Below are 23,423 nucleotides of genomic sequence, written 5' to 3' on the forward strand. Positions count from 1 at the left end.
GAGTGGGGATTGAAAAGGCTGGGCTCGTGTGCTGCAGGCAGCGGGCGCCGGAGGTTGTGAATCGACTCGTTCTGCCAGGGTATTTGCAAACGACCGGCCGAAAAGCGGCCAAAAAAGCCAGGCTGGACGGGCAGGCGCCGGGCGCCGACCAAGCGGCCGAATTGCCAGACCGAACCGCCGATACCGTCGCGGCATTTCGTGCCAAAAGGCGTTTTATGGCGCTTGAAAAGCTTTCATGGGCTGCGACGCCCCCTCGGTTTTGCCTACCTTAGAGACGGAAAAACCTCCTTACCGCTCATTCAATGAATAAACTTGCGCTCCTGACCCTGGCCGGTCTGCTGGCCAACCTGGCGCCCGCCATTGCCCAAACCACCGAAAAGCTCGATGCGGTGGCACTGGCCAAAATCCGCGACGAAGGCATGAACCGCTCCAAGGTGATGGAAACGGCCTTCTACCTCACCGACGTGAACGGCCCGCGCCTGGCCAATTCCGACGGCCTGAAGCGCGCCAACGAGTGGACCAAGGCCCAACTGGCCAAGTACGGCCTCACGAACGCCAACATCGAAGCCTGGGGCGACTTCGGCCGCGGCTGGGACATTGAGAAGTCGTACGTGGCCATGACGGCGCCCTACTACCACGCCCTGGTGGGCATTCCGAAGGCCTGGACGCCCAGTACGCCCGGTCCCGTGCGCAAGCAAGTGGTGGTGATGAAAGCCGCCACCGAGGCCGACCTAGCCCAGTACAAAGGCCAGCTACGCGACAAAATCGTGGTGATGAGCGTGGCCGCGCCCCTCAAGCCCGCCACCGAAGGCGCCATCCGGCGCTATTCCGACGAAGATTTGAAAAAGATGACCGAGCCGTCCACCGCGCCGGCTCGCACCGCCCCCGATGCTGCCATGCTGGCCAGCCGCAAAGCCATGGCCGCCCTGCGCACCGCCGTAGCCGATATGCTGGTAGCCGAAGGCGCGGCCGGCGTGCTCAGCGCCCGCGGCGGCATCTATGGCACCTTCAACACCAGCAACGGCGCGCCCTACGCCGCCGATGCAAAACCCGCGCTGCCCGAAATCGAAACTGCTCCCGAAGACCAGCTGCGCCTCATTCGGCTGGTAGAAGCCGGCGTGCCCGTGGAAGTGGAGATGGAAACCAAAACCCGGTTCCAAACCCAGGATTTGAAGGGCTACAACGTGGTGGCCGAAATCCCCGGCACCGACAAAAAGCTGAAATCCGAAGTCGTCATGCTCGGCGGCCACCTCGACTCCTGGCACGCCGCCACCGGCGCCACCGACAACGCCGCCGGCTGCGCCGTGATGATGGAAGCCGTGCGCATCCTCAAAGCCACGGGCCTGAAGCCGCGCCGCACCATCCGCATTGCCCTCTGGGGCGAGGAAGAGGAAGGCCTGCACGGCTCGCGCGGCTACGTGAAAAACCACTTTGCCGACCCCGCCACCATGCAGCTCAAGCCCGAACACGAGAAATTGGCGGCCTACTTCAACCTGGACAACGGCGGCGGCAAAATCCGCGGCATCTACGCCCAGGGCAACGAGGCCGTGGCGCCCATTTTCCAGCAGTGGCTGGCGCCCTTCGCCGACCTCGACGCCAGCACCGTGACCCTGCGCAACACCGGCAGCACCGACCACATCGCCTTCGACGCCGTGGGCCTGCCCGGCTTCCAGTTCATCCAAGACGGCCTCGATTACTTCCCCGTCACCCACCACACCAACCAGGACACCTACGACCGCCTCATCGCCGACGACCTCAAGCAGGCTTCCGTGGTAGTGGCCAGCTTTGTGTACGACGCCGCCATGCGCGACCAGAAGCTGCCCCGCAAGCCGCTGCCAGCGGCGGCGAAGCCGCAGTAGAGACAAGCGGGCGCCTCACCCCCGGCCCCTCTCCCAAGGGGGAGGGGGGCCTAACGCAAGCAGTCGGCTGGCGCTCCCTCTCCCTTAGGAGAGGGGGCTGGGGGGGGAGGCGCTACGGTAGCGCTCTACTCCACCAGCCCCAGCGTGCGCGTCAGTCCGTTTTTCGGAATGCTGACTTTTAGGCTCTGGTCGCCCGTCTCGGAGCGTTTGCGGCGGCGGTCCACAATGTCTTGCACCTTGTTCTTGCCCTCGGGGTTGCGCGAAAACAGCGCCGCCGCCACGTCCGTGACCAAGGACACGGCGCGCGGCACGGGCACCGTCAGTTCCTGATAGTCAGGGTCGGGGGCCGGTTGCCGGGCCGGGGTCGGCTGGCTTTGGGCCATGCTGCTGCTGACTTTGCACGCCAGCGCAACTAAGAGAAGAGGTAGCTTCTTACGCGACATCAATACCGGGACGATACCGCAAAGATGCCGCTAAAAACGGCGCGGTTGCCCGGCTAGCCCAGTTTTTCCTTGAATAGTTTCAAGGTGCGGTCCCAGGCCAGTTTGGCTACTTCGGCGTTGTAGCGGGCCGGCGAGGTGTCGTTGTTGAAGGCGTGGTTGGCGCCCTCGTACACGTACAGCTCGTACGTGGTGCCGGCCGCTTTCAGGGCCGCCTCGTAGGCCGGAATGCCGGCGTTGATGCGCTGGTCGAGCCCGCCGTAGTGCAGCAGCATGCTGGCCTTAATCTTGGGCACGTCTTCGGCCTTGGGCTGGGCGCCGTAGTAGGCCACGCCGGCATCGAGCTTGGGGTCGTGCACGGCCAATTGGTTCACCAGGCCGCCGCCCCAGCAGAAGCCCACGGCGCCGGTGCGGCCGTTGCAGTCGGGCCGGGCGCGCAGATACGTGAGGGCGGCGAGGTAGTTGTTCAGGTTTTTCAGCGGGTCGAGCTGCCCGATGAGCTTCCGGCCCTCGTCCTCATCGGCCGGCGTGCCGCCCACCACGCTCAGCGCGTCTACGCCCAAGGCCAGGTAGCCGGCCTGCGCCACGCGCCGCGTCACGTCCTTGATGTGGGGCGTGAGGCCGCGGTTTTCGTGGATGACGACCACCGCGCCGCGCTTTTTCTTGCCTTTGGGGTGCACCAGGTAGCCGCGCACGGTGGCGCCGTCGCCGGGCCAGCTCACGTCTTCGGTCTCGAGGTCGTCGGCGGCCGGCGCTACCGTGGCGGCGGCCGCGTAGCCGGGCTCCAGCACCGAGAGGGCCGAAAACGCCAGGGCCGTGCCGCCGGCCAGTTTCACCAGCCGCTCCATGAAATCCTTGCGGGACAGCGGGGCGTGGGTGTATTCGTCAAAAAGGTCGATGATGCGTTGGTCCATGAGGCTAAATGTACTGATTGCGCGAAGAATACGGCCGCGGTTATTCCGCCTCGCGGTTCACGGTGTCGGGGCTGAACGCCGGCACGCAGATGGACCAATACTCGCACTCTTCCTCAAACGGGTTGGAGTAGCGCACCCGCGCCCCACCCTTAATCAGCAGCGCCTGCCCGGCCTGCAGTTCCACCACGTCGCCGTCGATTTCAAACCGCTTCCTGCCCCGCACCACAATCGTGATTTCATCGAAAGTGGGCGTCTGGTGCGGTTCGCTCCAGTGCGGCGGCGCCACCATGTGCGCCAGGCTGTAGGCCGTGGTGCCGGTGCTGGCCCCGCCCACGTGCTCTTCGATGAGCTTGCCGTCGGTGGTGGGCACGATGAAAGGGGAGTGGTTCAGAACGTAGCGTTTTTCGGACATTGGAAGAACAGAATAAGGTTTTCAGATAGAACGGTCATGCTTCGACCGCGCCCAGCATGACCGTTCTTAAAATTATTGTCTCTCTACGGCTTCACGCGTTCCAACAGTTCAAAAAGCCGCGAGTTGTATTTCCACACAAAGAAATACGGCGTCTGCACCGCCCCAAACTGCACCCGAATGCGCTCTACCGCCGGCAGCATGCTGCCCTCGAAGTCGAAGCAGGCCAGCCCCAGCACCTCGCTGGCGTAGCGAATGGTCTCCCAAATCAGCAGGATGCCGGCGCCGCTGTCGCGCAGGGCCGGGTCATCGCCCGAAAGATGGTAATAGGCTGCCTGCTGGTCCCAGATGAGGTACGCCGCCGAGTGAATGCGCTCCTGCGCATCCACGGCGAAGAACAGCTGCCGGGCGCCGTTGGCCGCCAGCGCCGCATCGTGCCGCTCAAACTGCGTCCAGGAGTAGGGCATGGGCAGCCCCTGCCGGGCGAAGCTCATTTTGTTGACCTCGTAAAACCGCTCGGGGCCCAGGTCGTGCACCACCCGCACCTGCTCCCGGGCCTTCTGCAGGTTGCGCCGGATGTTGCGGTTGAGGCCGGCCTCCACCTGCGCCAGGTTGTGCACGTCATGGAGGCGGTAGGTGTAGTAGGTGGTTTGGCGGAATTTCTGCCAGTAAAAGGGCAGCCAGTTGGTGCTGGTGGGGTAAAAGTTCTGCTTGAAAGCCGCCAGCGGGGGCAGCTGCCTGATGAGTTCTTCCAGCAGCACATGCTCCTTCTTGAGCACCCCTCGAAACTCGGGCAGCAGGTACGGCCCCAGCCACTTCACAAACGGCGGCATGGTGGCGTGGCGGAAAGGCCCCTTTTGCTTAAAAAAATAGGGCAGGGCGGCCACTACACGGCCGTTTTCTTCGGCCAGCACCACGTCCCAGGCGCCACCTTCGCGGCACGCGTCCAGGTACCACGGCTGCGCAAACACCGGCACGTCGGGCGCGGTGCGGCAGAAGTCGCGGTAGCGGGCTTGGGCAGAGGTCAACGGCGGGGAACGGGTTATTTGGGCTGGGCTTCCGGGCAGGGGCCTTTGGTGAAGGAGCGCACGCCGGCGTTGCCGGCCACGCAGGCGTTGGCGTAGGTGTTGCCGTCGCAGCCGCACACGGGGTTGTATTCCATGGTGCAAATGCCGCCGGGGTTTACTTTGGCCGGGTCGATGCAGTCGGACGCGGCGGCAGCGGGCGCCGCGTTGCGGCGGCAGGCCGGGGCCAGCAGCAGGGCAAGATATAGGGGCAGGAGCTTTCTCATGGGGCCGGGCAGCAGAAGGGCGAATCTACGCCGCCCCGGGCGGAACCAGGCACGCCCGGGGCTTAGGGGCACTTTCCGGCCGTGGCGTTGCGGAAAATTTATTGCCAAGCTCAACCCCTGACGTTGGCCTTCGTATAGGCAGCCAGACCAATCGCGGGGCTAAAACAAAATATTTGGTTTTGTGTTCGGTTCCGCGTTTCCCCTGGCCTACTTTCACTTCATCACCCTTCATTACCCATTACCATGTCGTACCACGAAGAAGACAACAACGCCGGTAAAGTACTTTTGGCCGCCCTCGCCGGTGCCGGCGCTGGCATCATCGCCGGTATGCTGCTGGCCCCCGATAAAGGCTCGGCTACGCGCGAAAACTGGAAAGGCGTTGCCTCCAAATACAGCGGCCAGCTCGGCGAGCAAGCCTCGAAGCTGGGCGCCGACCTCGAAGCAAAATTCAAAGAATACGCCGGCAAGCTCGAAGACCTCGGCGTGACCCTGCCCGGCAGCAGCCTCAAAATGAAAGGCAACTGGGACGAGGCCAAAGGCAAGCTGAAGGCCCAGTACGCCCAGCTCACCGACGAAGACCTGACCTACGCCGAAGGCCAGGGCGACCAGCTCGTAGGCCGCCTGCAGGAGAAGCTCGGCAAAGGCAAAGCCGAAATCACCAAAATGCTGAACGACCTGTAAGCCGACGCTCCGCGTTAGGCAAGCACAAGCCCCGCGCCGTCAGGTGCGGGGCTTTTTGCTGCCCCAACAAGTCGGCGGGATTTGCCGTTGAGTGGTAGTGAATAGCAGGTATTGAGAAGGGAGATGATTCTGCCTTCGTGCTGCCTGCTGCTCATTACTTCTTACTACAAATCTGCATTCCCATGAAAGACGACAAAGGCAAAGTCATTCTCTCGCTGCTGGCCGGCGCCACGGCCGGCATCGTGGCGGGCCTGCTGCTGGCCCCCGAAACCGGCGACGACGCCCGCTCCCACCTCAAACGCTCGGCCACCAAGTGGGGCGGCGACCTGAGCAAATTCTTTAAAGACACCTTGGCGAAGGCCCAGGGCCAGGCCTCGGGCTCCACCAACCCCGACGCCAGCCTGAGCGAAGACAAGCAAGCCGCCGACCGCCTCCTGCAAAGCCTTGACGCCGGGGGAGACTTTGCGCAGGCCGATGCCGACTACGACGGTTTCGACGACGCCCGCCACCAGCCGCGCGGGTAGCACCCTGCCGGGGAGAAACATAATTTTGGCATTTTTGCCATTCTTGTAACCTGGTCCCTGCGGCTCCGTAAAATCCCTCACAACCGACTTGAAAGAAGGCCGAAACGTATTGTCAGTAAAATTGCCGGTCGTAGGAGCTTCTGCTGAATTAGGTCAAAAAGTTCAGTAGCAAAATCAGACGTATCCATCGCAAGCTTCTGACAGAAACAGCGGTTTGAAGGGTAAGAAGGTTGTAAAAAAGAAAAGCCCCGCACGACATTTCGTGTGGGGCTTTTCGATTTTTTAACCGTTACGACTACAGGCCGTGCAGGGCCTTTATTTCTCCTCGGCTTCGGGCTTCTCCTTCTGCACGTTCTCCGGCTTCATCTGCGGGAAAAACAGCACGTCCTGAATGGAGTGCGAGTTGGTCATAATCATGCTCAGGCGGTCGATGCCGATGCCCAGGCCGGCCGTGGGCGGCATGCCGTATTCCAGGGCGCGTAGAAAGTCCTCGTCGAGCACCATGGCCTCGGTGTCGCCGCGCTTGCCCAGCTCCAACTGGTCCTCAAAGCGCTTGCGCTGGTCGATGGGGTCGTTGAGCTCAGAGAAAGCGTTGCAGATTTCCTTGCCGTTGCAGATGGCTTCGAACCGCTCCACCATGCCGGGCCGGTCGCGATGCTTCTTGGCCAGCGGCGACATTTCCACCGGGTAGTCGGTGATGAACGTGGGCTGAATCAGCTTGGGCTCCACGTGCTCGCCGAAAATCTCGTCGATGATTTTGGCCTTGCCCATGCTGGGGTCGAGGTGCACGTTCAGTTTGGCGGCGGCTTCGCGCAGGGCGGCTTCGTCCATCTCGCCAATGGCCACGCCCGTGTATTTCTCAATGGCCTCGAACATGGTGTAACGCTGCCACGGACGCTGGAAATTGATGACGTTCTCGCCTACTTTCACCTCCGTCTGGCCGTGCAGGGCCATGGCCACGCGCTCCACCATTTCTTCCACCAGGTCCATCATCCAGGCGTAGTCTTTGTAGGCCACGTAGAGCTCCATCTGGGTGAACTCGGGGTTATGGAAGCGCGACATGCCTTCGTTGCGGAAGTCCTTGCTGAACTCGTACACGCCATCGAAGCCGCCCACAATCAGGCGCTTGAGATACAGCTCGTTGGCGATGCGCAGGTACAGCGTCATGTCCAGCGTGTTGTGGTGCGTGGTGAAGGGCCGCGCCGCCGCGCCGCCGTACAGCGGCTGCAGAATCGGGGTTTCCACCTCCAGGTAGCCTTTGTCGTTCAGGAAATTGCGCATCGACTGCACCAGCTGCGTGCGCTTGATGAAGGTGTCGCGCACCTGCGGGTTCACCACCAGGTCCACGTAGCGCTGGCGGTAGCGCTGCTCGGGGTCGGTGAAGGCGTCGTAGGTCACCTTCTCGCCGGTGGCTTCGTCCACCTTTTCCTTCACCACCGGCAGCGGGCGCAGCGCCTTGGCCAGCAGCTTCAGCTCCGTGACGTGAATAGACGTTTCGCCCACCTGCGTTTTGAACACGCGGCCTTTCACCCCGATGAAGTCGCCCAAATCGAGCAGCTTTTTGAACACAGTGTTGTATAGCTCCTTGTCCTCGCCGGGGCAGATTTCGTCGCGGTTCACGTACAGCTGAATGCGGCCCGACGTGTCCATCAATTCCGCAAACGAGGCCTTGCCCATCACGCGCGACGACATCAGCCGGCCCGCCAGCGCCACCTCCTGGAAGTTGTTCAGCTCGGGGTGGTAGTTGTCGTGAATTTCCTTGGCGTAAAACGTCACGTCGAACAGCTCCGACGGGTACGCTTCAATGCCCAGCTTTTCCAGTTCTTCGAGTTTGTGGCGGCGCTGTAATTCCTGTTCGCTGAGGTGCTGCATATGATTTTCTGAACCACGGATTCATGCGGATTTTTCGGATTCCACGGATTTTGTGGACGATTGATGTAACCGAATAATCAGTTGCTTGCCTGGGCAAGTGTGGATGTGGTGCTTAAAGTGAACCACAAAAGTACGGCACGAAAAAAGCCGCTCCGAAACCGGAGCGGCTTTGCCATGATATTTCCGTTCACAAAATCCGTGGAATCCGAAAAATCCGCACGAACCGAAGGTCGGCGAAGCCAATCCGTGGTTCAGACATTAAGCAGCCATGCGGAACTGCTGGCCTTCGGCGGCAATGGCAGGGGCCGTGGGCGGCGTGGGGGCTAGCACCGGCTCGACGCGGGTGCGCAACCGCTCCTGCACGAAGCCCGACTGCAAATGCACCGGTAGCTCGGCCACCAGCTCGCGGTAGCGCTCCAGGCCCAAGGCCTTGGCCACGTACGTCTCGTGCACGCCGTTGAGGTAGCTCACGATGTTCAGCAAAGAGCTATGAAACAGGCGGAAGTCGATGTCAGCCTCCACGTAGCGCTCAATCTCGCGGGTGCTTTCCGAGATGCGCAGGCGGCCTAGCAAATCGAAGATGGTAGTGTAGCCCAGGCGCCACGTAATCTGCTGCCAGTGCGCTGCCGTCCACTTATCGAGCGGGCGCCCCGTCTTCTGGCTGCGAATGGCCGTGTTGGGGTTGGCCTGCACCTGCTGGCGGGTCCACTGCGCCTTCATCTTGCGCGTGGTGCGCAGCATCTGGCCAATCTGGGCCTGCGCGTCAATCTCCTTGCTGGCAATGTGCAGCCCGGCCTTGTAGCCAGCCAGCGGCAGGCGGTGAATGCTGAAGTCGCCATACGCGCCAGCGGCGTAAAACGACACCGGGCGCGGGTACGCATTCTTCACCACCAAGCGGCCCACCTCGCGGCGGATGAGCTGGCCGTTGTTCGAGCGCACCCCGGTGGTGTACAGGAATGCCTGCAGGCCCGACAGGATGGCGTGGTACGCCTGCGGGAACGTCCAGTGCAGGGCGTTGCGCAGGAAGTTCTCGTCGCCCAGTTCGGCGGTGGCCCGCAGGGCGTACTCCGTGCTCCAACTGGTGTGCAGCAGCTTGGTGAGTGCGGCCACGTCGGCATCGTTCAGCTCGGCCGTGTGGCTGCGGAAGAAGGGCAGGTTCTGGAGGCCGCCGAGCACGTCATCGTTCTCCTGAATATGATAGTTGATGGCAAAGAAGTAGTTGAGGAAAACCTGCGCTGGGATTGATTTGCGCCAGTTTTCATCGGCTAGCTTTTGCTGAAGCTCATCGGCAGGCGCGTCGACCTGCGGGTTGAGCGGAATGATGCGGGTTTCCTCTGTAGTCTTCATGTCAGGTAAACAGCTTTCGGTGGGTTTTTAGTTGCCTAATTACTAACTTTTTTGTCAAATTTAATACCGTACATTGTCATTGTAAATCAATGACTTGAATTCAATAGTAAAAATTTGTTGAAGCAAGCATTTGTCAACCTGTTTGCTAATTTAGTTGTCATGCCAAAAAGGTGCCAAAAAAAGCCCCTGCACCGCGAGGTACAGGGGCTTTTGCTGCGACTAAGCTAGCACCTGATTGGCAGACGGCTAGCGTGCAGTTGCCAATGGCTATTGCTTAATCTCATCCTGAATCACCGCCACGGCTTCGCCGATGGTGATGTCCTTCTTCAGGCCTTTGGTGAAGCGGGCGGCGCGGTTCACCTTCACGGTGTCGCCGCCCACGGCCCGAATGTCGGCAGCCAGGGGCGAGAAGGCGAGGGCCGTGGTGGTTTTCTGGGCGGCCTCGTAACGGTCCGAAATCAGCTTCGATTCCTGCTGCTCGGCACGGAAGGCGCTCAGCTTGAGCGACACCACGCTTTCGTCTTTGCGCTTGCGCATGCTCTTCACCATGTCGTCCATCACCTTAAAGCTGGGGTTGGTGGCCACGCGGGCTTTGCTGTTGGCGCGCAGCTTCTCCAGGTTGGGGGCCTCGTTCCAAGAGCGGTAGCGGGCGGGCTGAATCTCGTCCCACTTCAGCGGGTAGTCCGACTCTTTCTCGCCCTGGTCGAGGTAGGAGTAGAGGTCGGGCACCACAATGTCCGACACCACGCCCTTGAACTGGGTCGAGCCGCCGTTCACGCGGTAAAACTTCTGGGTGGTCAGTTTGAGCGAGCCGATGGGCTTCACGCTGTTCAGTTCGGCCGGCAGGGCTTCGTCGAGGTCGAAGATGCGCTGCACGGTGCCCTTGCCATAGGTGCTGGTCGAGCCCATAATCACGCCGCGCTTGTAGTCCTGAATGGCCGCGGCCAAAATCTCCGACGCCGAAGCGCTGTACTTGTTCACCAGAATCACGAGCGGGCCGCTGTACTGCACGCGTGGGTCGTTGTCGGTCAGCACCTGGGTGCGGCCCTGGCCGTCGCGCACCTGCACCATGGGGCCGCTTTCCATGAAGAGGCCGGCCATCGACACCGCATCGCCCAAAGAGCCGCCGCCGTTGAAGCGCAGGTCCATAATCACGCCCTTCACGCCTTCGGCGTTGAGCTTGGCCAGCTCCTTCTTCACGTCGTCAGACGAGCTGCGGCCGCCGTTGTCGTTGAAGTCGGCATAGAAGCCGGGCAGGCGGAGGTAGCCAATTTTCTGGCCCTTGTCGGTGATAACCGACGACTGGGCGTACTTCTCGTCAACCACCACCACGTCGCGGATGATGGGAATAATCTTGGTGCTGCCATCGGGCTTGCGCACCGTGAGGCGCACTTCCGAGCCTTTTTTGCCCCGAATCAACGTCACCGCTTTCGCCGTGCGCCAGCCTTCGATGCTGACCGGCTCGGCAGCGCCCTGGGCCACGCGCAGCAGGGCGTCGCCCTTCTTCAGGTCGCCCTGCCGGGCCGAGGCCGAGCCGGGGATGATTTCATCTACGTAAATCAAGCCGTCTTTTTCGCGCAACGTGGCCCCGATGCCCTCGAAGCGGCCGGTCATTTCGTAGTCGAAATCTTCCTTGGCTTTGGGGGCAAAGTACTCGGTGTGCGGGTCGTAGGTGTTGGCGATGGTGTTGGCGTACTCCGCAATGCGCTCGTTGGCGTCGATGTCGGCCATGTCCTCAAACTGCTCGTCGTAGGACTTCAGCACGCGCTTGCGGGCTTCGGCCTCCATTTGGGCGGGGGTACGCACGGGCTCGGCGGCGGTGGGGGCTTCGGTATTGGCGGCGCTGGGGGCGGCAGTGGCCCCGGTGGGCTTGGCTTCTTTGGCCTTTTCCTGGGCGTCCATCATTTCCGAAACGCGGCTCAGGGTTTCGTACTTCAGCAGCTTGCGCCACAGCTCGCGCTGGGCAGCTTTGTCGGCGGGGAAAGCCGCCTTGTCGAAATCGGTTTGCAGGGTTTCGTCTACCGTGAAATCGAAGGGCTTGGCCAGCAACTCGCGGTACAGGGCCTGCATTTCCTTGGTGCGGTCGGTCATGAGCTTGGTGCTCAGGTCCAGAAACTCGTGTGTGCCGCGCTTCACCTCGTCGTCAATCTGGGTCTGGTAGCGACGCAGCTGGTCCACGTCACTCGCCAGCAAAAACTGCTTGCGGTTGTCGAGGTGCTTCAGGTACAGGTCAAACACGCGCTTGGAAAACGCGTCGTCAATTTTCTCAGGCTGGTAATGCTGCGAATTCAGCCCGCTCAGCATGAGGCCAATAAGCACTTGGTCCTTGCTCGGCACTGCCGAGTCGGCCCGGCGGAACAACCGGTAGGATGCCAGAACAAACACGGCCGCGACCAAAAAGGCGTACAGCCCGACTTTCAAGCGGGGGGAAGACATTTGCGGAAAATAAAACGAAGTTGAAATTCAAATATACAGCCGGCACTAGGCGCGTGGGGGCCGTAAAGTGTACGTTGAAAACGCCCTGGCGGGTGAAATAAGTGCCCGCCCGCGGTAAGGCCGACTGCGCACAGTATAAGAACTAGGCCTGTCGGCTGAAGGTTGCAACAAAAAAGCCTTTCCCAGACGGGAAAGGCTTTTTTCAGGACGAGCAGGCCGGAACCTGCGACGTACTTAGTACTTGTAAATCTTGTCGCCGTTGTGGCGACGGAACTCCTCTTCGAAGTAACGGGCGTCTTCGTCGTTGCGGGGCTTCACGCCCATCACAATGCCGCCGTTCTTCACGCCTTGCTCGTACTCAGCCGCGTGCTCCTCGGGGATGCCCGAGCCCACCAGGGCGCCTACCAGGCCACCCGTGAGGCCACCGGCACCGGCACCGGCCAGCGCAGCGGCCAGCGGGCCGGCAATGATGAGGCCCAGACCGGGCAGGGCTACCGAAGTACCGATGGCCGCGATGGCGCCGATGATGGCGCCGGCCGTGCCGCCGATGGCCGAACCCACGCCAGCGCCTTCCATGGCTTTGTCGCCGAGGTCGGTGTGGGCGGTGTCTTCACCGAAGTGGGTCTTACGAGTTTCGTCCGACATCAGCAGGTTCACGTCGTCTTTGCCGTAGCCACGCGACGAGAGCGACTGATAGGCCTTCTCGGCGCTGCTGCGGTCGCGGAACATGCCGGTCAGGTTCGTGCTGGGGCTCGAATCGTAGGGCTGGCCGGTCACGGCATGAGCGGCATGGTCGGCGGTATTCTGCACGCCGTCGATGGCGCGGCCTACTACGGCGCCGGCGGTGCCAGCGGCGGCGGCACCTTTTTGGGTGGCGCTGAAGTCGTCGCCGTCGGTGGCGTTATTTACGTTGCCCAGCGAGGCGCCCGAAGTGCTCGACGTGCCCGTACCGGACGTTACGCCGGTGCCGGCGTTGTAGCTGGTGCCTTCGTTGCTCAGGCCAGTGCTGTTGCCCATGCCGGTGCCCGTGTTTTGGGTGCCGTAGTTAGAGCCTGCGCCAGTACCGGTATTCTGCGGGTTATTCGAATCGTTGGTGTTCATGCTAGGAAGGAATTGAAAATGTGGAAAAGAAAACCAGCCTACCCGGCTAGTTGAGGCTCTTAACGGGGCCACCGTGGTAGAGGTTACATCCCGCTAGTTTTCCAACTTTTCTCTCCTTAGTCCAGCAACTGTGTTTTTTTAGTCGTCAGCCGAGCTCCGGGCAAACTGCTGAAAATTGGCTTCGTTGCGCCAAAAATCCCGGCATTCTTTGATGAGATTTTTCAGAAAATCCTCGTCCTGTTTCAGGCTGCGCCACTCGCCCATGCCCATCTTCTCGCAGAGTTTGTAGAAGTTGTCGCCTTGGCCCTTAGAGCCTTGCACCTTCACCAGGCAGCTCAGCGGCGGGCGGCCTTCTTCGTGCTCCGTGGCCGAGATTTCGGCCAGCATTTCATTGAGCCGAGATTTTTCGTGAGAAATGTCAAGATTTAACCCCAATTCGGCTTCCTGCACCAACGTGAGGTAGCTTACGGTACCGGTTTGCAGCCGGGAATAGCGAATCAAATACGTGCGAATGCGACCAATCATGATAGGGCTTTGAATGAACAAAAAACCGTTTTGGGGGCTGAAAATTAGCGAATTTTAGCTGCCCGGCACTACATATAGCAGTGCTTGCAGGTGCTAATTTTTGGCCCCGCGGGGTCGGCCCGTACCACAATCGTTCCGAAAATGCTGCGCAATCGCCCAACGGCTCCGACAAGCGCCCATCTGGCCGGCGAATGCCGACTTTTTGCCGCCGAATTTATTGACCGCGCCGCCGCCGAATTTCTTTCTGAATGAGCAGAAACTCGCGGCTGCTCTGGCCCGCGATGGCGGTGTTCTCATCGGCCCGCCGCAGCAGGTAGGGCATCACGGCGGCTACCGGGCCGTAGGGCAAGTACTTGGCGGTGTTGTAGCCGGCGTTGGCTAGGTTGTACGTGAGGTTGTCGCTCATGCCGTAGAGCTGGGCAAACCACACGCGCGGGTCGTTGGGTGCCAGGCCGGCCTGCTGCATGAGTTGGGTAAGCAACAGGGAGCTGGCCTCGTTGTGCGTACCGGCGCAAATGCTGATGCGGTCGATGTGCTCGATGCAATAGCGCAACGACTCGTCGTAGAGCGCGTCGGTGGCGTTTTTGGTGGGGTTGATGGGGTTTTGATAGCCGCGCTGCTTGGCCACGCGGGCTTCTTTTTCCATGTAGGCGCCGCGCACCAGCTTGGCCCCGATGTAGTAGCCGGCTTCGGCGGCCACGTCGTGGGCGGCTTTGAGGGCGTCGAGGCGGTCGTGGCGGTAGAGCTGGTAGGTGTTCCAGACGATGGCCGTTTCGCGGTTGTACTTGGCCATCATGTCGTAGGCCAGCAGGTCGATGGTGTGCTGGAACCAGCTTTCCTCGGCGTCGACGAAGATGCGCACGCCGTGCTGGTGGGCACGGGCGCACAGGGCGTCCACACGGGCCACGGCGCGGGCGTGGGCGGCCTCTTCCGCGGCCGTGAGCAGCTTGCCGGCCTGGATTTTCTCCAGAATGGCCACGTTGGCCACGCCGGTTACTTTAAACACCGAGAAGGGAATGTGCTTGGAGCGGTGCGCCTCGTCGATGGTGGCCAGGATTTCGTCGCGGGTGTGGTCGTAGCTGGCGTCGCTGCCTTCGCCTTCCACCGAGTAGTCGAGGATGGTGCCGATGTTGTATTTGCCCAGCTCGGCCGTGACGGGGCGGCACTCGGCGATGGTTTCGCCGCCGCAGAACTGCTCAAAAATGCTGTGCTTGATGAGGAATTTCGTGCCGGGCAGGCCCCACTTCAAGGCCGTTTTCATGAGGCCGCTGCCGGTTTTCACCAGGCTGCCGTTGTTCATGGCCGCAAACAGGGCGTAGACTTTGCGCAGCTGGGCGTCGGACTTGGAAGCAAACGCCACGCGGGTGTCATCGAAGGAAATCGGCGGGGCTTGGGTAGGGGCGTCGGGCGACATGGGGCGGGAAATAAATCGGTGGGAATTGGGGCAGCGGGGAGCCAGTGGACGAAGGTAGCCGGTAAACAACGTTCGGGAGAAACGAGTTACGTTTGTTGGAATTTGCGGCGTCTGGCCACAAATTTCCTTCATCTGGCCCTGTTCTGATGCCCTCCGACTCTAATACGTTCTTCACCCGACTGTTGGCTCACAAGGGCCAGCCCATTCTCATTGCCGGGCCGTGCTCGGCCGAAACCGAAGAGCAGGTGCTTGCCACCGCTCACGGCCTCAAAGCACTCGGCAACATCGACCTGTTTCGGGCCGGCATCTGGAAGCCGCGCACCCGGCCGGGCTCCTTCGAGGGCATGGGAGCGGTGGCGCTGCCCTGGCTGCAGCGCGTGAAGGCCGAAACCGGCATTCCCACCGCCATCGAGGTGGCCACGCCCCGCCACGTGGAAGAAGCCCTAGCCCACGGCATCGACGTGCTCTGGGTGGGCGCGCGCACCACCGTGAACCCCTTCGCGGTGCAAGAACTGGCCGACGCCCTGGCCGGCACCGGCGTGCCCGTGATGGTGAAAAACCCCGTGAACCCCGACGTGGCCCTCTGGGCCGGCGCCCTGGAACGCATGGAGCGGGCCGGCATCACCGATTTGGCGGCCATTCACCGGGGGTTCAGCACGTTTGCGCCCAGCCGCTACCGCAACGCGCCCACCTGGATTTTGCCCATTGAGCTGAAAACGCGCTTCCCGCACATTCCGCTCATCTGCGACCCCAGCCACATTGGTGGGCGGCGCGACCTGCTACTGCCCATTGCCCAAAAAGCCCTCGACCTCGATTACGACGGCCTCATCATCGAAACCCACCCTGACCCCGACCACGCCCTCAGCGATGCCGAGCAGCAGGTGACGCCCGCGCGGCTGGGCGAAATCCTGAGCGAGCTGAAGTACCGCTACCGCTCCTCCAACAACGCCGAATACCTCAACAAGGCCGAAGACCTGCGCCACAAGATGGACGTGGCCGACCGCGAGATTGTGGAAGCCCTGGCCCGCCGCATGGCCCTGGTGGAGGAGCTGGCCGAATACAAAAAGGAAAACGACGTCAAAATCCTGCAAATCGACCGTTGGCAGGAAATTTTCAGCACCCGGCAGGAGTGGGCCCGCAAGCTCAACGTGAACGAGAAGTTTGTGGCCGAGCTCTACAAACTCATTCACATTGAGAGCATTCGCAAGCAAACCGAGGTGCTCAACGGCCGCCCACAGGTAGACGGCGTGCAGCACCACGGGCCGGGCCTGTAGCGGCTAGCGGAGGCGCCGGTAGGTTTTGCGGGGATAATCGCAGGGCAGGCCGTAATCGAGCACCAGCGTATTGCCCTGCGCCGTCACCTGGGCGTCGTGCCGGAAAAAAGGCGTGGTCAGCTTCTCGGTAAAGCGCAGGCCGGGCGTCGAATTGTTGGTGGTGCCACAGGTGATGATGCCGGGCACGGCGGTGTAGGAACCCCGCGCCGTGAGCTGGCCGTTGCTGTACACCGCAAAAGTGCTGTCGGTGAATTCGGCGGTTTCGGGGGGCACGCCGGGCAGGCATTCGCACTCCAGCTTCACAAGTTGCCAAGTGCCGGGCAGGCCGGTGCCCACGGCCTCGGGCGCAGCGTCGTCGAAAGTGTCGCAGCTCAGCAGGCCCAAGCCCATCAGCGCTGCCCAAAACAGGCGAAGGCAAAAGGAGAATTTCATGACGAAAGCAACTGGGCGCCACTTGGCGCTAGGGGCGGCGTTTGTAGTAATAACCGAGGCCGTCGGCGTAGTCTTCCACGATGACCAGCTCGGTGGCCGACACGCGTTCGATGAACTCCTTTTCGCTGCCGGTGCGGGCGCCGTAGCTCAGGAAGGTCTGGGGCCGGCGGTTGACGTAGGAATTAGCCTGAAACAGCGAATAAGGGGTGGCGGCGGTCACGGCGCCGTTGAGCAGGAAAGTGGCCTGCTTATCGGTGGTGAAGATGATTTCCTCCCGTCGGGCCGGGTTGGCGGGCGTGACTTTGCCCGACAGGCCGCCGTCGGTTTGGGTGAGCTCCCAGTGGCCCACCAGCGAGTTGGCCTGGGCGTCTTCGGGCGATACCGCGCCTTTGGAGCACCCGGCGAGCACACCAGCCGCCAGCAGCAGCGCCGGGAGGCAGGCGTGAGCGAGTCGTTTCATAGCAGAAAGCAGAAAGAAAGTGAGAAATGCCGCGAGCAGTAGGGCCATCGAGAAGAGGGCCGGGGCCTGCCGTTGTCCCTCTGACCGACCCCACCGCCAAATGGTTGCTCTCGCCCCAGCGAATTCCCTGAAAAATTTATCCTGACTTTTGCCCCATGGATAGTTCCGTCATCATTGGGCCCGAGGCCCTGCCGGCTTTGGCCGAATTTCTGTACCGGCCGGCCGTAAGCCGGGTGTTTGTGCTGGTCGACGGCAACACGGCGCGGCAGTGCCTGCCGCTGCTCGAGCCGCACCTGCCGGCCAACTATTGCCTCATCGAAATCCCGGCTGGCGAAGAATACAAAACCTTGAGCAGCTGCGAAACGGTGTGGAGCCAGCTCACCGAGCAGCGCGCCGACCGCCACGCCGTGCTGGTGAACCTGGGCGGCGGCGTGGTCACGGATTTGGGGGGCTTCGCGGCGGCGCTCTACAAGCGCGGCATCCGCTTTGTGCAGTTGCCCACCACGCTGCTCGCGCAGGTAGACGCCAGCGTGGGCGGCAAAACCGGCGTCGACTTTCAGGGCTACAAAAACCAGCTGGGCGTGTTCCAGGCGCCAGCCGCCGTGTTCATCGAGCCGCGGTTTCTGCAAACCCTCGACCCGCGCCAGCTCAAATCCGGCTACGCCGAAGTCATCAAGCACTGGCTCATTGCCGACGTCAACGCTTTCGACCTCAATCGACGCCTGGGCTGGCTCACCGACGACTGGACCGGCATCATCCAAGAGTCGGTGGCGCTCAAACAGCGCATCGTGGCCCAGGACCCGCTCGAAAGCGGCCCGCGCAAGCTGCTCAACTTCGGCCACACCGTGGGCCACGCCATCGAAAGCTACCTGCTGCTACAGCCCGGCCGCGAAGCCCTGCACGGCGAGGCCGTGGCGGCGGGCATCGTCTGCGAAAGCTGGCTCTCGGTGCAGCGCGGCCTGCTGAGCGCCGAGGAGCTCGACAAAATCGAAACCTTTGTGTTCTCGGTGTTCGACAAGCTTTCCTTTGTGCTAATGGAAACGGCGGCCATTGCCGAATTTGCCCTGCAGGACAAGAAAAACACGGGCGCCACCATCAATTGCACCATGCTCAACGGCATCGGGCACGGCGTATTCGACCAGCCCGTGACGGTGAATGAAATTGCCGAGTCGCTGCGGTACTATCACCGGTTGCAGTCGTAGCGCCGCCGCGCACGCTTTCGCTTGCGCCCCTCCCATTGTTGAATTTTTAAAGAGCGCAAGCCGCAGCATGCGCCATTTGCCCATGCACTTATCCTGGCCCGGCGGCCCGCTGCGCGGCACCGCCCACCCTCCGGCTTCCAAGAGCGAAGCCAACCGCGCCCTCATCCTGCAAGCGTTGGCGGGCGGGGGCACCATCGGCAACCTTTCTGACGCGCACGACACGCAGCTCATGCAGCGCCTGCTGGCCGCCGCGCCGGGCAGTTCCGAGCTCAGCGCCGAAGACGCCGGCACCGTCATGCGCTTCCTCACGGCCTATCTGAGCGTGACCAACTGGCGCGGCCGCCTCACGGGCACGGCACGCATGCAGGAGCGCCCCATTGGCGTGCTGGTGGACGCCCTGCGCCAGGCCGGCGCCAGCATTTCATATGAAAACCAGGAAGGCTACCCGCCGCTGCAAATCGAAGGCTTCAGTGCGAAATCCGATGGCGCACCCACCCGGCTGGCCGTACGCGGCGACATCAGCAGCCAGTACATTTCCGCGCTGCTGATGGTGGGGCCCTACCTGCCCGGCGGCCTGCGCCTGGAGCTGACGGGCCACGTCGGCTCCAGGCCCTACATCGACATGACGGCCGCGCTCATGCAACGGTTTGGCGCCCGCTATTCGGCCGAGGGCAATGCCCTAACCGTGCTGCCCCAGCCCTACCAGTCCACCGACTACTCCGTGGAATCGGATTGGTCGGCTGCCAGCTACTGGTACGCCATGGTGGCGCTAGCTCCGGCCGGCTCCGAAATCACCCTGCCCTGGCTGCGCCGGGAGTCTTTGCAGGGCGACCAGACCATTGCGAAGATGATGACGCATTTCGGCGTGAAAACCACTTTTCTGGCCGATGCGGTGCACTTGCAGCAGCAGCCCGCCGCGGCCAGCACGGAGCCGCTGACGCTGGATTTTACCGACTGCCCCGACCTGGCCCAGACCGTTGCCGTGGTGGCCGCCGCCCTCAACCAGCCGGTTGAGATGACCGGCCTGGAAAGCCTGCGCATCAAGGAAACCGACCGCATCGCGGCCCTGCAAGCCGAGCTGGCCAAATTCGGCGGCGACTTGCGCGACCTGGGCGAAGGCCGGTTCCGGACCGAGTCCAACGGGTTTGCGGTCAACGGCCAGTCCGTAGCCACTTACCACGACCACCGCATGGCCATGGCCTTTGCCCCGCTGGCCCTGCGCGGCCCGCTCACCATCGAGGCGCCCACGGTAGTTAAAAAATCGTACCCGCAATTCTGGAAAGAACTGGCGAAAAGCGGCTTTGCAATTAGCGAAGCTGACTGAAATACGCCGCCGATTGTCGCAGTCGGCTGCCGTACCAGCTGAATAATTCGCCGTCGATAATAGCAATTTTTGCAGCTGGGCAAATTGCCTGAAATTCGGCGAGATGCTTCTCTCCAAATGGATAAGGTTCAGAGGAAAGGAAAATCCGCTGCGGAGCAGCTTGGGCTAATTGGTCGGCGCTTATTTCCGGGTAGCGGCTTTGGGCCGCAAACGCGTTGGCAAAGCCGGCCCGGCGCAGCAGGTCATCGATGAACGTGCCGGTTGCGGCCACCATGTACGGCTTGCGCCAAATGAAATAGGCGACGGAAACGGGCTGGTTTGTAACAGCAGTAGCTGCAGTTTCCAGAGTTGCAAAAGAAGCTTCTATCTCCGCTGCCAGCGCATCGGCTTTTTCCTTGGCGCCCGCGATGAAGCCGACGCGGCGAATCATGTCCAGCGCTTCCGGCAGGTTGCTGATGTCGCTCAGCCACACCGGATAATTAGCAGCTAATTGCTCGATGCCGGTCTGATAATTCTCTTCCTTATTGCCAATAATTAAATCGGGTTTCAGAGCGGCTATTTTTTCAAAATCAACATTCTTGGTGCCGCCAATTACCGTTGCCTGCGTGCGCGCCTCGGCCGGGTGAATGCAGAATTTGGTGACGCCTACCACCTTGTCGCCCACGCCCAAATCAAACAGCAGTTCCGTTTGCGACGGCACCAGCGACACGATGCGGCGCGGCGGAAACGGCACCGCCACGCGCCGGCCCATCTGGTCGGTGACGTTGAGCGGAAGTGCAGAAATTTTGGGTAGTTCCATATAAAAAATCTGTCATCCTGAGCGCAGCGAAGGACCTTCTTACGTCGCAGCAATTTGCTCAATCGTAAGAAGGTCCTTCGCTGCGCTCAGGATGACAGATTTAGCTAGCGTCCTGTTTAGTTAAAATACCGGAAATCGTGCCCGTCCTCGATGCGCAGCAGTGTCTCGTAAATCAGGCGCGTCACGCTTTCCACGTCGTCCTTGTGCACGGTTTCCACGGTGGTGTGCATGTATTTAAGCGGCAGCGAAATCAGAGCTGAGGCTACGCCGGAACCGGAATAGGCAAAGGCATCGGTGTCGGTGCCGGTGGCGCGGGTGGCGGCGGCACGCTGGAAAGGAATTTCCGCTTGTTTGGCCGTCTCGATGATGAGGTCGCGCAGGTTGTTTTGCACGGCCGGACCGTAGGTAATGACCGGGCCTTTGCCGCAGGAAATATCACCGGCCGTCTTTTTCTCATACATCGGCGACTGGCTGTCGTGCGTCACATCGGTAATGATGGCCACGTCGGGGTTGATGCGGTGGGCCACCATTTCGGCGCCGCGCAGGCCAATTTCCTCCTGCACCGCATTCACGATGTAGAGGCCAAAGGGCAGCTTTTTGTCGTTCTCCTTCAGCATGCGGGCCACCTCGGCAATCATAAAGCCGCCCACGCGGTTGTCGAGCGCGCGGCCCACGTAAAACTTGTCGTTGAGCACCGTGAATTCGTCCTCAAACGTCACCACCGAGCCCACGTGAATGCCCATTTCGGCCACTTCGTCGGCGCTGCTCGCGCCGCAGTCCAGAAACACGGTTTCGATGGTGGGCGCCTTGTCCTGCTCCACCTTGCGCACGTGAATGGCCGGCCAGCCGAAAATGCCCTTCACAATGCCTTTCTCGCCGAAAATATTGACGCGCTTGCTGGGCGCCACCAAGGGGTCGGAGCCGCCGTTGCGGCGCAGGTAGAGGTAACCTTCTTTGGTGATGTAATTGACGAAATAAGAAATTTCATCGGCGTGCGCTTCGATGACGACTTTGTATTTTGCCTCGGGGTTAATCACGCCCACCACGGTACCGTAGGTGTCGACAAAATATTCGTCGATAAACGGCTTGACGTATTCTAGCCACAATTTCTGGCCTTCTTTTTCGAAGCCGGTGGGCGAGGGGTTGTTGAGATATTTTTCGAGAAACTCGAAGGATTCGGGACGCATCGGTAGTGATGTTAATTTTAAGAAAGAACTGTAACAATAAGCGCTACCAAAAAGCACGTAGCACTTAATACAAGAAAATAATTGCTTGGACTATGAGGCTTCTTGTCCGTGCCCTCAAACCCGCCAAATGAGCCTTCCGAAAAAAACACACCCAGTAACCCAACGAAAAAACGGCCAATCTTACACCTTGCTACTAAGCCAGTGCATAGAAGCAGCAGTCCAATTGCAAACCAGCCGATAGGATACATGCGCTACAAGGGAATATTGCCGTGCTTTTTGCGCGGCATGGTGTCCACTTTGTTTTCCAACATCTTGAAGGCGCGAATCAATTTCTGACGCGTTTGCGACGGCAAGATGACTTCATCTACGAAGCCGCGGTGGGCGGCGCGGTAGGGCGTGGCAAATTTTTCTTGGTACTCGTCCACCTTTTCCTGCAGCTTGGCTTCGGGGTCTTCGGCAGCGGCTATTTCGCGTTTGAAAATGATTTCGGCCGCGCCTTTGGCGCCCATCACCGCGATTTCGGCGGTGGGCCAGGCGTAGTTCATGTCGGCTCCGATGTGCTTGGAGTTCATCACGTCATATGCCCCGCCGTAGGCCTTGCGGGTGATGACGGTGATGCGCGGCACGGTGGCCTCGCAGAAAGCGTAGAGCAGCTTGGCGCCGTTGGTGATGATGCCGCGCCACTCCTGGTCGGTGCCGGGCAGGAAGCCGGGCACGTCTTCCAGCACCAGCAGCGGGATGTTGAACGAGTCGCAGAAGCGCACGAAGCGGGCCGCCTTCGTGCTGGCGTTGATATCGAGCACGCCGGCCAGCACGGCCGGCTGGTTGCCCACAATGCCGATGCTGCGGCCCGCCAGGCGAGCAAAACCGACTACAATATTTTCGGCGAAGTTCTGGTGCACTTCGAGGAAAGAGCCTTCGTCGATGATGCCTTCAATCACCTCGCGGATGTCGTAGGGCTGGTTGGCGTTTTCGGGCACAATGCCGTCGAGCACGGGGCGGCTTTCGTCGCCGGCGGCTTCGTAGGGCTGGGCGGGGGCGGTTTCTTCGCAGTTCTGCGGCATGTAGCTTAGCAACTGCTTGAGGTGGTTGATGCACACCACCTCATTGGCGCAGCTGAAGTGCGTGACGCCGCTCTTGGCCGAGTGGGTGCTGGCGCCGCCCAGCTCTTCACTGGTCACGTTTTCGTGGGTCACGGTTTTCACCACGTTGGGGCCGGTCACGAACATGTAGCTCGTGTTTTCCACCATCAGGATGAAGTCGGTGATGGCCGGCGAGTACACGGCGCCGCCCGCGCACGGCCCCATGATGGCCGAGAGCTGCGGCACCACGCCCGAGGCGAGGGTGTTCTTGTAAAAGATGTCGGCATAGCCGCCCAGGCTTACCACGCCTTCCTGAATGCGGGCACCGCCCGAGTCGTTGAGGCCGATGACGGGCGCGCCGTTTTTCATGGCCAGGTCCATGATTTTGACGATTTTCTCGGCGTGCGTTTCGCTCAGCGAACCGCCAAACACCGTGAAATCCTGCGAGAAAACGTACACCAAGCGGCCGTTTACGGTGCCGTAGCCGGTCACCACACCGTCGCCGAGGTAATATTCTTTATCGAGCCCGAAATCCTTGGAGCGGTGCATCACAAACTTGCCAATCTCCTCAAAAGAGCCTTCGTCCAGCAGCAAGTCAATCCGTTCGCGGGCGCTGAGCTTGCCTTTTTTGTGTTGGGCGTCGAGGCGGGCCTGGCCGCCGCCAAGCAGGGCTTCTTCGTTTTTGCGGGCCAGCAGTTCGGTTTTCGAGAGGTGGGCGTGGGCGTGCGGGTCGGGCATGAGTGAGGCTAAGCGCGCGGGTGGGAAGGGTGCGCGGGAATGGGATACCAAAGGTAGGTTACGGGTAGATTACGGCGCTTAATAAAAGAACGTCCTGCCGAGCGGCGTCGAA

General features: G+C 61.2%; 22 protein-coding genes. 6 read left to right on the forward strand and 16 right to left on the reverse strand.

Annotated features, from left to right (window positions below; genetic code table 11):
• The first annotated feature begins 302 nt into the window (after positions 1 to 302).
• Positions 303 to 1,859, forward strand: a complete 1,557-nt coding sequence (locus tag IC234_RS06990) for a M28 family metallopeptidase (RefSeq protein WP_190923133.1) — start codon at positions 303 to 305, stop codon at positions 1,857 to 1,859.
• 125 nt (positions 1,860 to 1,984) lie between these two features.
• On the opposite strand, the gene IC234_RS06995 is transcribed toward IC234_RS06990, so the two are convergent.
• From IC234_RS06995 to IC234_RS07015, 5 genes are all read right to left on the reverse strand, one after another.
• Entirely contained in the window at positions 1,985 to 2,302 is a 318-nt protein-coding gene (locus IC234_RS06995) for a hypothetical protein (protein ID WP_190923134.1), read from the reverse strand.
• 53 nt (positions 2,303 to 2,355) lie between these two features.
• Complete coding sequence (locus IC234_RS07000) at positions 2,356 to 3,213, reverse strand: dienelactone hydrolase family protein (RefSeq protein WP_190923135.1); 858 nt, start codon at positions 3,211 to 3,213, stop codon at positions 2,356 to 2,358.
• Positions 3,214 to 3,253: 40 nt separating this feature from the next.
• Entirely contained in the window at positions 3,254 to 3,625 is a 372-nt protein-coding gene (locus tag IC234_RS07005) for a cupin domain-containing protein (protein ID WP_190923136.1), read from the reverse strand.
• 83 nt (positions 3,626 to 3,708) lie between these two features.
• On the reverse strand, positions 3,709 to 4,650 hold the full coding sequence (locus IC234_RS07010; RefSeq protein WP_190923137.1) for a GNAT family N-acetyltransferase: 942 nt from the start codon (positions 4,648 to 4,650) through the stop codon (positions 3,709 to 3,711).
• A gap of 14 nt (positions 4,651 to 4,664) precedes the next feature.
• Entirely contained in the window at positions 4,665 to 4,913 is a 249-nt protein-coding gene (locus IC234_RS07015) for a Kazal-type serine protease inhibitor family protein (RefSeq protein ID WP_190923138.1), read from the reverse strand.
• A gap of 243 nt (positions 4,914 to 5,156) precedes the next feature.
• Between IC234_RS07015 and IC234_RS22160 the strand changes: the two genes are divergently transcribed.
• Positions 5,157 to 5,594, forward strand: coding sequence for a CsbD family protein (locus IC234_RS22160; protein WP_190923139.1), 438 nt, complete (start codon positions 5,157 to 5,159; stop codon positions 5,592 to 5,594).
• 182 nt (positions 5,595 to 5,776) lie between these two features.
• Positions 5,777 to 6,118 carry a YtxH domain-containing protein gene (locus IC234_RS07025; RefSeq protein ID WP_190923140.1) on the forward strand — a complete coding sequence of 114 codons (342 nt, stop codon included), beginning with the start codon at positions 5,777 to 5,779 and terminating at the stop codon, positions 6,116 to 6,118.
• 315 nt (positions 6,119 to 6,433) lie between these two features.
• On the opposite strand, the gene lysS is transcribed toward IC234_RS07025, so the two are convergent.
• From lysS to IC234_RS07055, 6 genes are all read right to left on the reverse strand, one after another.
• Complete coding sequence (gene lysS, locus IC234_RS07030; protein WP_190923141.1) at positions 6,434 to 7,990, reverse strand: lysine--tRNA ligase; 1,557 nt, start codon at positions 7,988 to 7,990, stop codon at positions 6,434 to 6,436.
• A gap of 258 nt (positions 7,991 to 8,248) precedes the next feature.
• The gene (locus tag IC234_RS07035) at positions 8,249 to 9,337 is read right to left on the reverse strand and encodes a hypothetical protein (protein ID WP_223827524.1); all 1,089 of its coding nucleotides are present in this window, start codon (positions 9,335 to 9,337) and stop codon (positions 8,249 to 8,251) included.
• Between the two features lie 267 nt (positions 9,338 to 9,604).
• Entirely contained in the window at positions 9,605 to 11,773 is a 2,169-nt protein-coding gene (locus IC234_RS07040; RefSeq protein ID WP_190923142.1) for a carboxy terminal-processing peptidase, read from the reverse strand.
• 234 nt (positions 11,774 to 12,007) lie between these two features.
• Positions 12,008 to 12,874 carry a hypothetical protein gene (locus IC234_RS22165; RefSeq protein ID WP_317173339.1) on the reverse strand — a complete coding sequence of 289 codons (867 nt, stop codon included), beginning with the start codon at positions 12,872 to 12,874 and terminating at the stop codon, positions 12,008 to 12,010.
• A 138-nt stretch (positions 12,875 to 13,012) separates the two neighbouring features.
• On the reverse strand, positions 13,013 to 13,399 hold the full coding sequence (locus IC234_RS07050) for a hypothetical protein (RefSeq protein ID WP_190923143.1): 387 nt from the start codon (positions 13,397 to 13,399) through the stop codon (positions 13,013 to 13,015).
• 214 nt (positions 13,400 to 13,613) lie between these two features.
• Complete coding sequence (locus IC234_RS07055) at positions 13,614 to 14,813, reverse strand: proline dehydrogenase family protein (protein WP_190923144.1); 1,200 nt, start codon at positions 14,811 to 14,813, stop codon at positions 13,614 to 13,616.
• 146 nt (positions 14,814 to 14,959) lie between these two features.
• Between IC234_RS07055 and IC234_RS07060 the strand changes: the two genes are divergently transcribed.
• On the forward strand, positions 14,960 to 16,087 hold the full coding sequence (locus IC234_RS07060; protein ID WP_190923145.1) for a chorismate mutase: 1,128 nt from the start codon (positions 14,960 to 14,962) through the stop codon (positions 16,085 to 16,087).
• A gap of 3 nt (positions 16,088 to 16,090) precedes the next feature.
• Here IC234_RS07060 and IC234_RS07065 read toward each other — a convergent pair whose 3' ends face one another.
• Together IC234_RS07065 and IC234_RS07070 are read right to left on the reverse strand one after the other, a co-directional pair.
• Positions 16,091 to 16,519 (reverse strand): hypothetical protein, encoded by a 429-nt coding sequence (locus IC234_RS07065; protein WP_190923146.1) that lies wholly within the window; start codon positions 16,517 to 16,519, stop codon positions 16,091 to 16,093.
• A 28-nt stretch (positions 16,520 to 16,547) separates the two neighbouring features.
• Positions 16,548 to 16,979 (reverse strand): hypothetical protein, encoded by a 432-nt coding sequence (locus tag IC234_RS07070; protein WP_190923147.1) that lies wholly within the window; start codon positions 16,977 to 16,979, stop codon positions 16,548 to 16,550.
• A 155-nt stretch (positions 16,980 to 17,134) separates the two neighbouring features.
• Here IC234_RS07070 and aroB point away from each other — a divergent pair, with 155 nt between their 5' ends.
• Positions 17,135 to 18,181, forward strand: a complete 1,047-nt coding sequence (gene aroB, locus IC234_RS07075) for a 3-dehydroquinate synthase (protein ID WP_190923148.1) — start codon at positions 17,135 to 17,137, stop codon at positions 18,179 to 18,181.
• Between the two features lie 82 nt (positions 18,182 to 18,263).
• On the forward strand, positions 18,264 to 19,505 hold the full coding sequence (locus IC234_RS07080; RefSeq protein WP_190923149.1) for a 3-phosphoshikimate 1-carboxyvinyltransferase: 1,242 nt from the start codon (positions 18,264 to 18,266) through the stop codon (positions 19,503 to 19,505).
• On the opposite strand, the gene IC234_RS07085 is transcribed toward IC234_RS07080, so the two are convergent.
• The 3 genes from IC234_RS07085 to IC234_RS07095 form a co-directional block, all read right to left on the reverse strand.
• Positions 19,489 to 20,304, reverse strand: coding sequence for an ABC transporter substrate-binding protein (locus IC234_RS07085; RefSeq protein WP_223827525.1), 816 nt, complete (start codon positions 20,302 to 20,304; stop codon positions 19,489 to 19,491). The two genes, IC234_RS07080 and IC234_RS07085, sit on opposite strands and share 17 nt — an antisense overlap.
• Before the next feature lie 116 nt (positions 20,305 to 20,420).
• Positions 20,421 to 21,491: a M42 family metallopeptidase gene (locus tag IC234_RS07090; RefSeq protein ID WP_190923150.1), complete on the reverse strand. Its 1,071-nt coding sequence runs from the start codon at positions 21,489 to 21,491 to the stop codon at positions 20,421 to 20,423.
• A gap of 251 nt (positions 21,492 to 21,742) precedes the next feature.
• On the reverse strand, positions 21,743 to 23,311 hold the full coding sequence (locus IC234_RS07095; protein ID WP_190923151.1) for an acyl-CoA carboxylase subunit beta: 1,569 nt from the start codon (positions 23,309 to 23,311) through the stop codon (positions 21,743 to 21,745).
• Between the last annotated feature and the right edge of the window lie 112 nt (positions 23,312 to 23,423).

The sequence above is a fragment of the Hymenobacter armeniacus genome, from assembly GCF_014699055.1.
GTDB classification, from domain to species: Bacteria; Bacteroidota; Bacteroidia; order Cytophagales; family Hymenobacteraceae; genus Hymenobacter; species Hymenobacter armeniacus.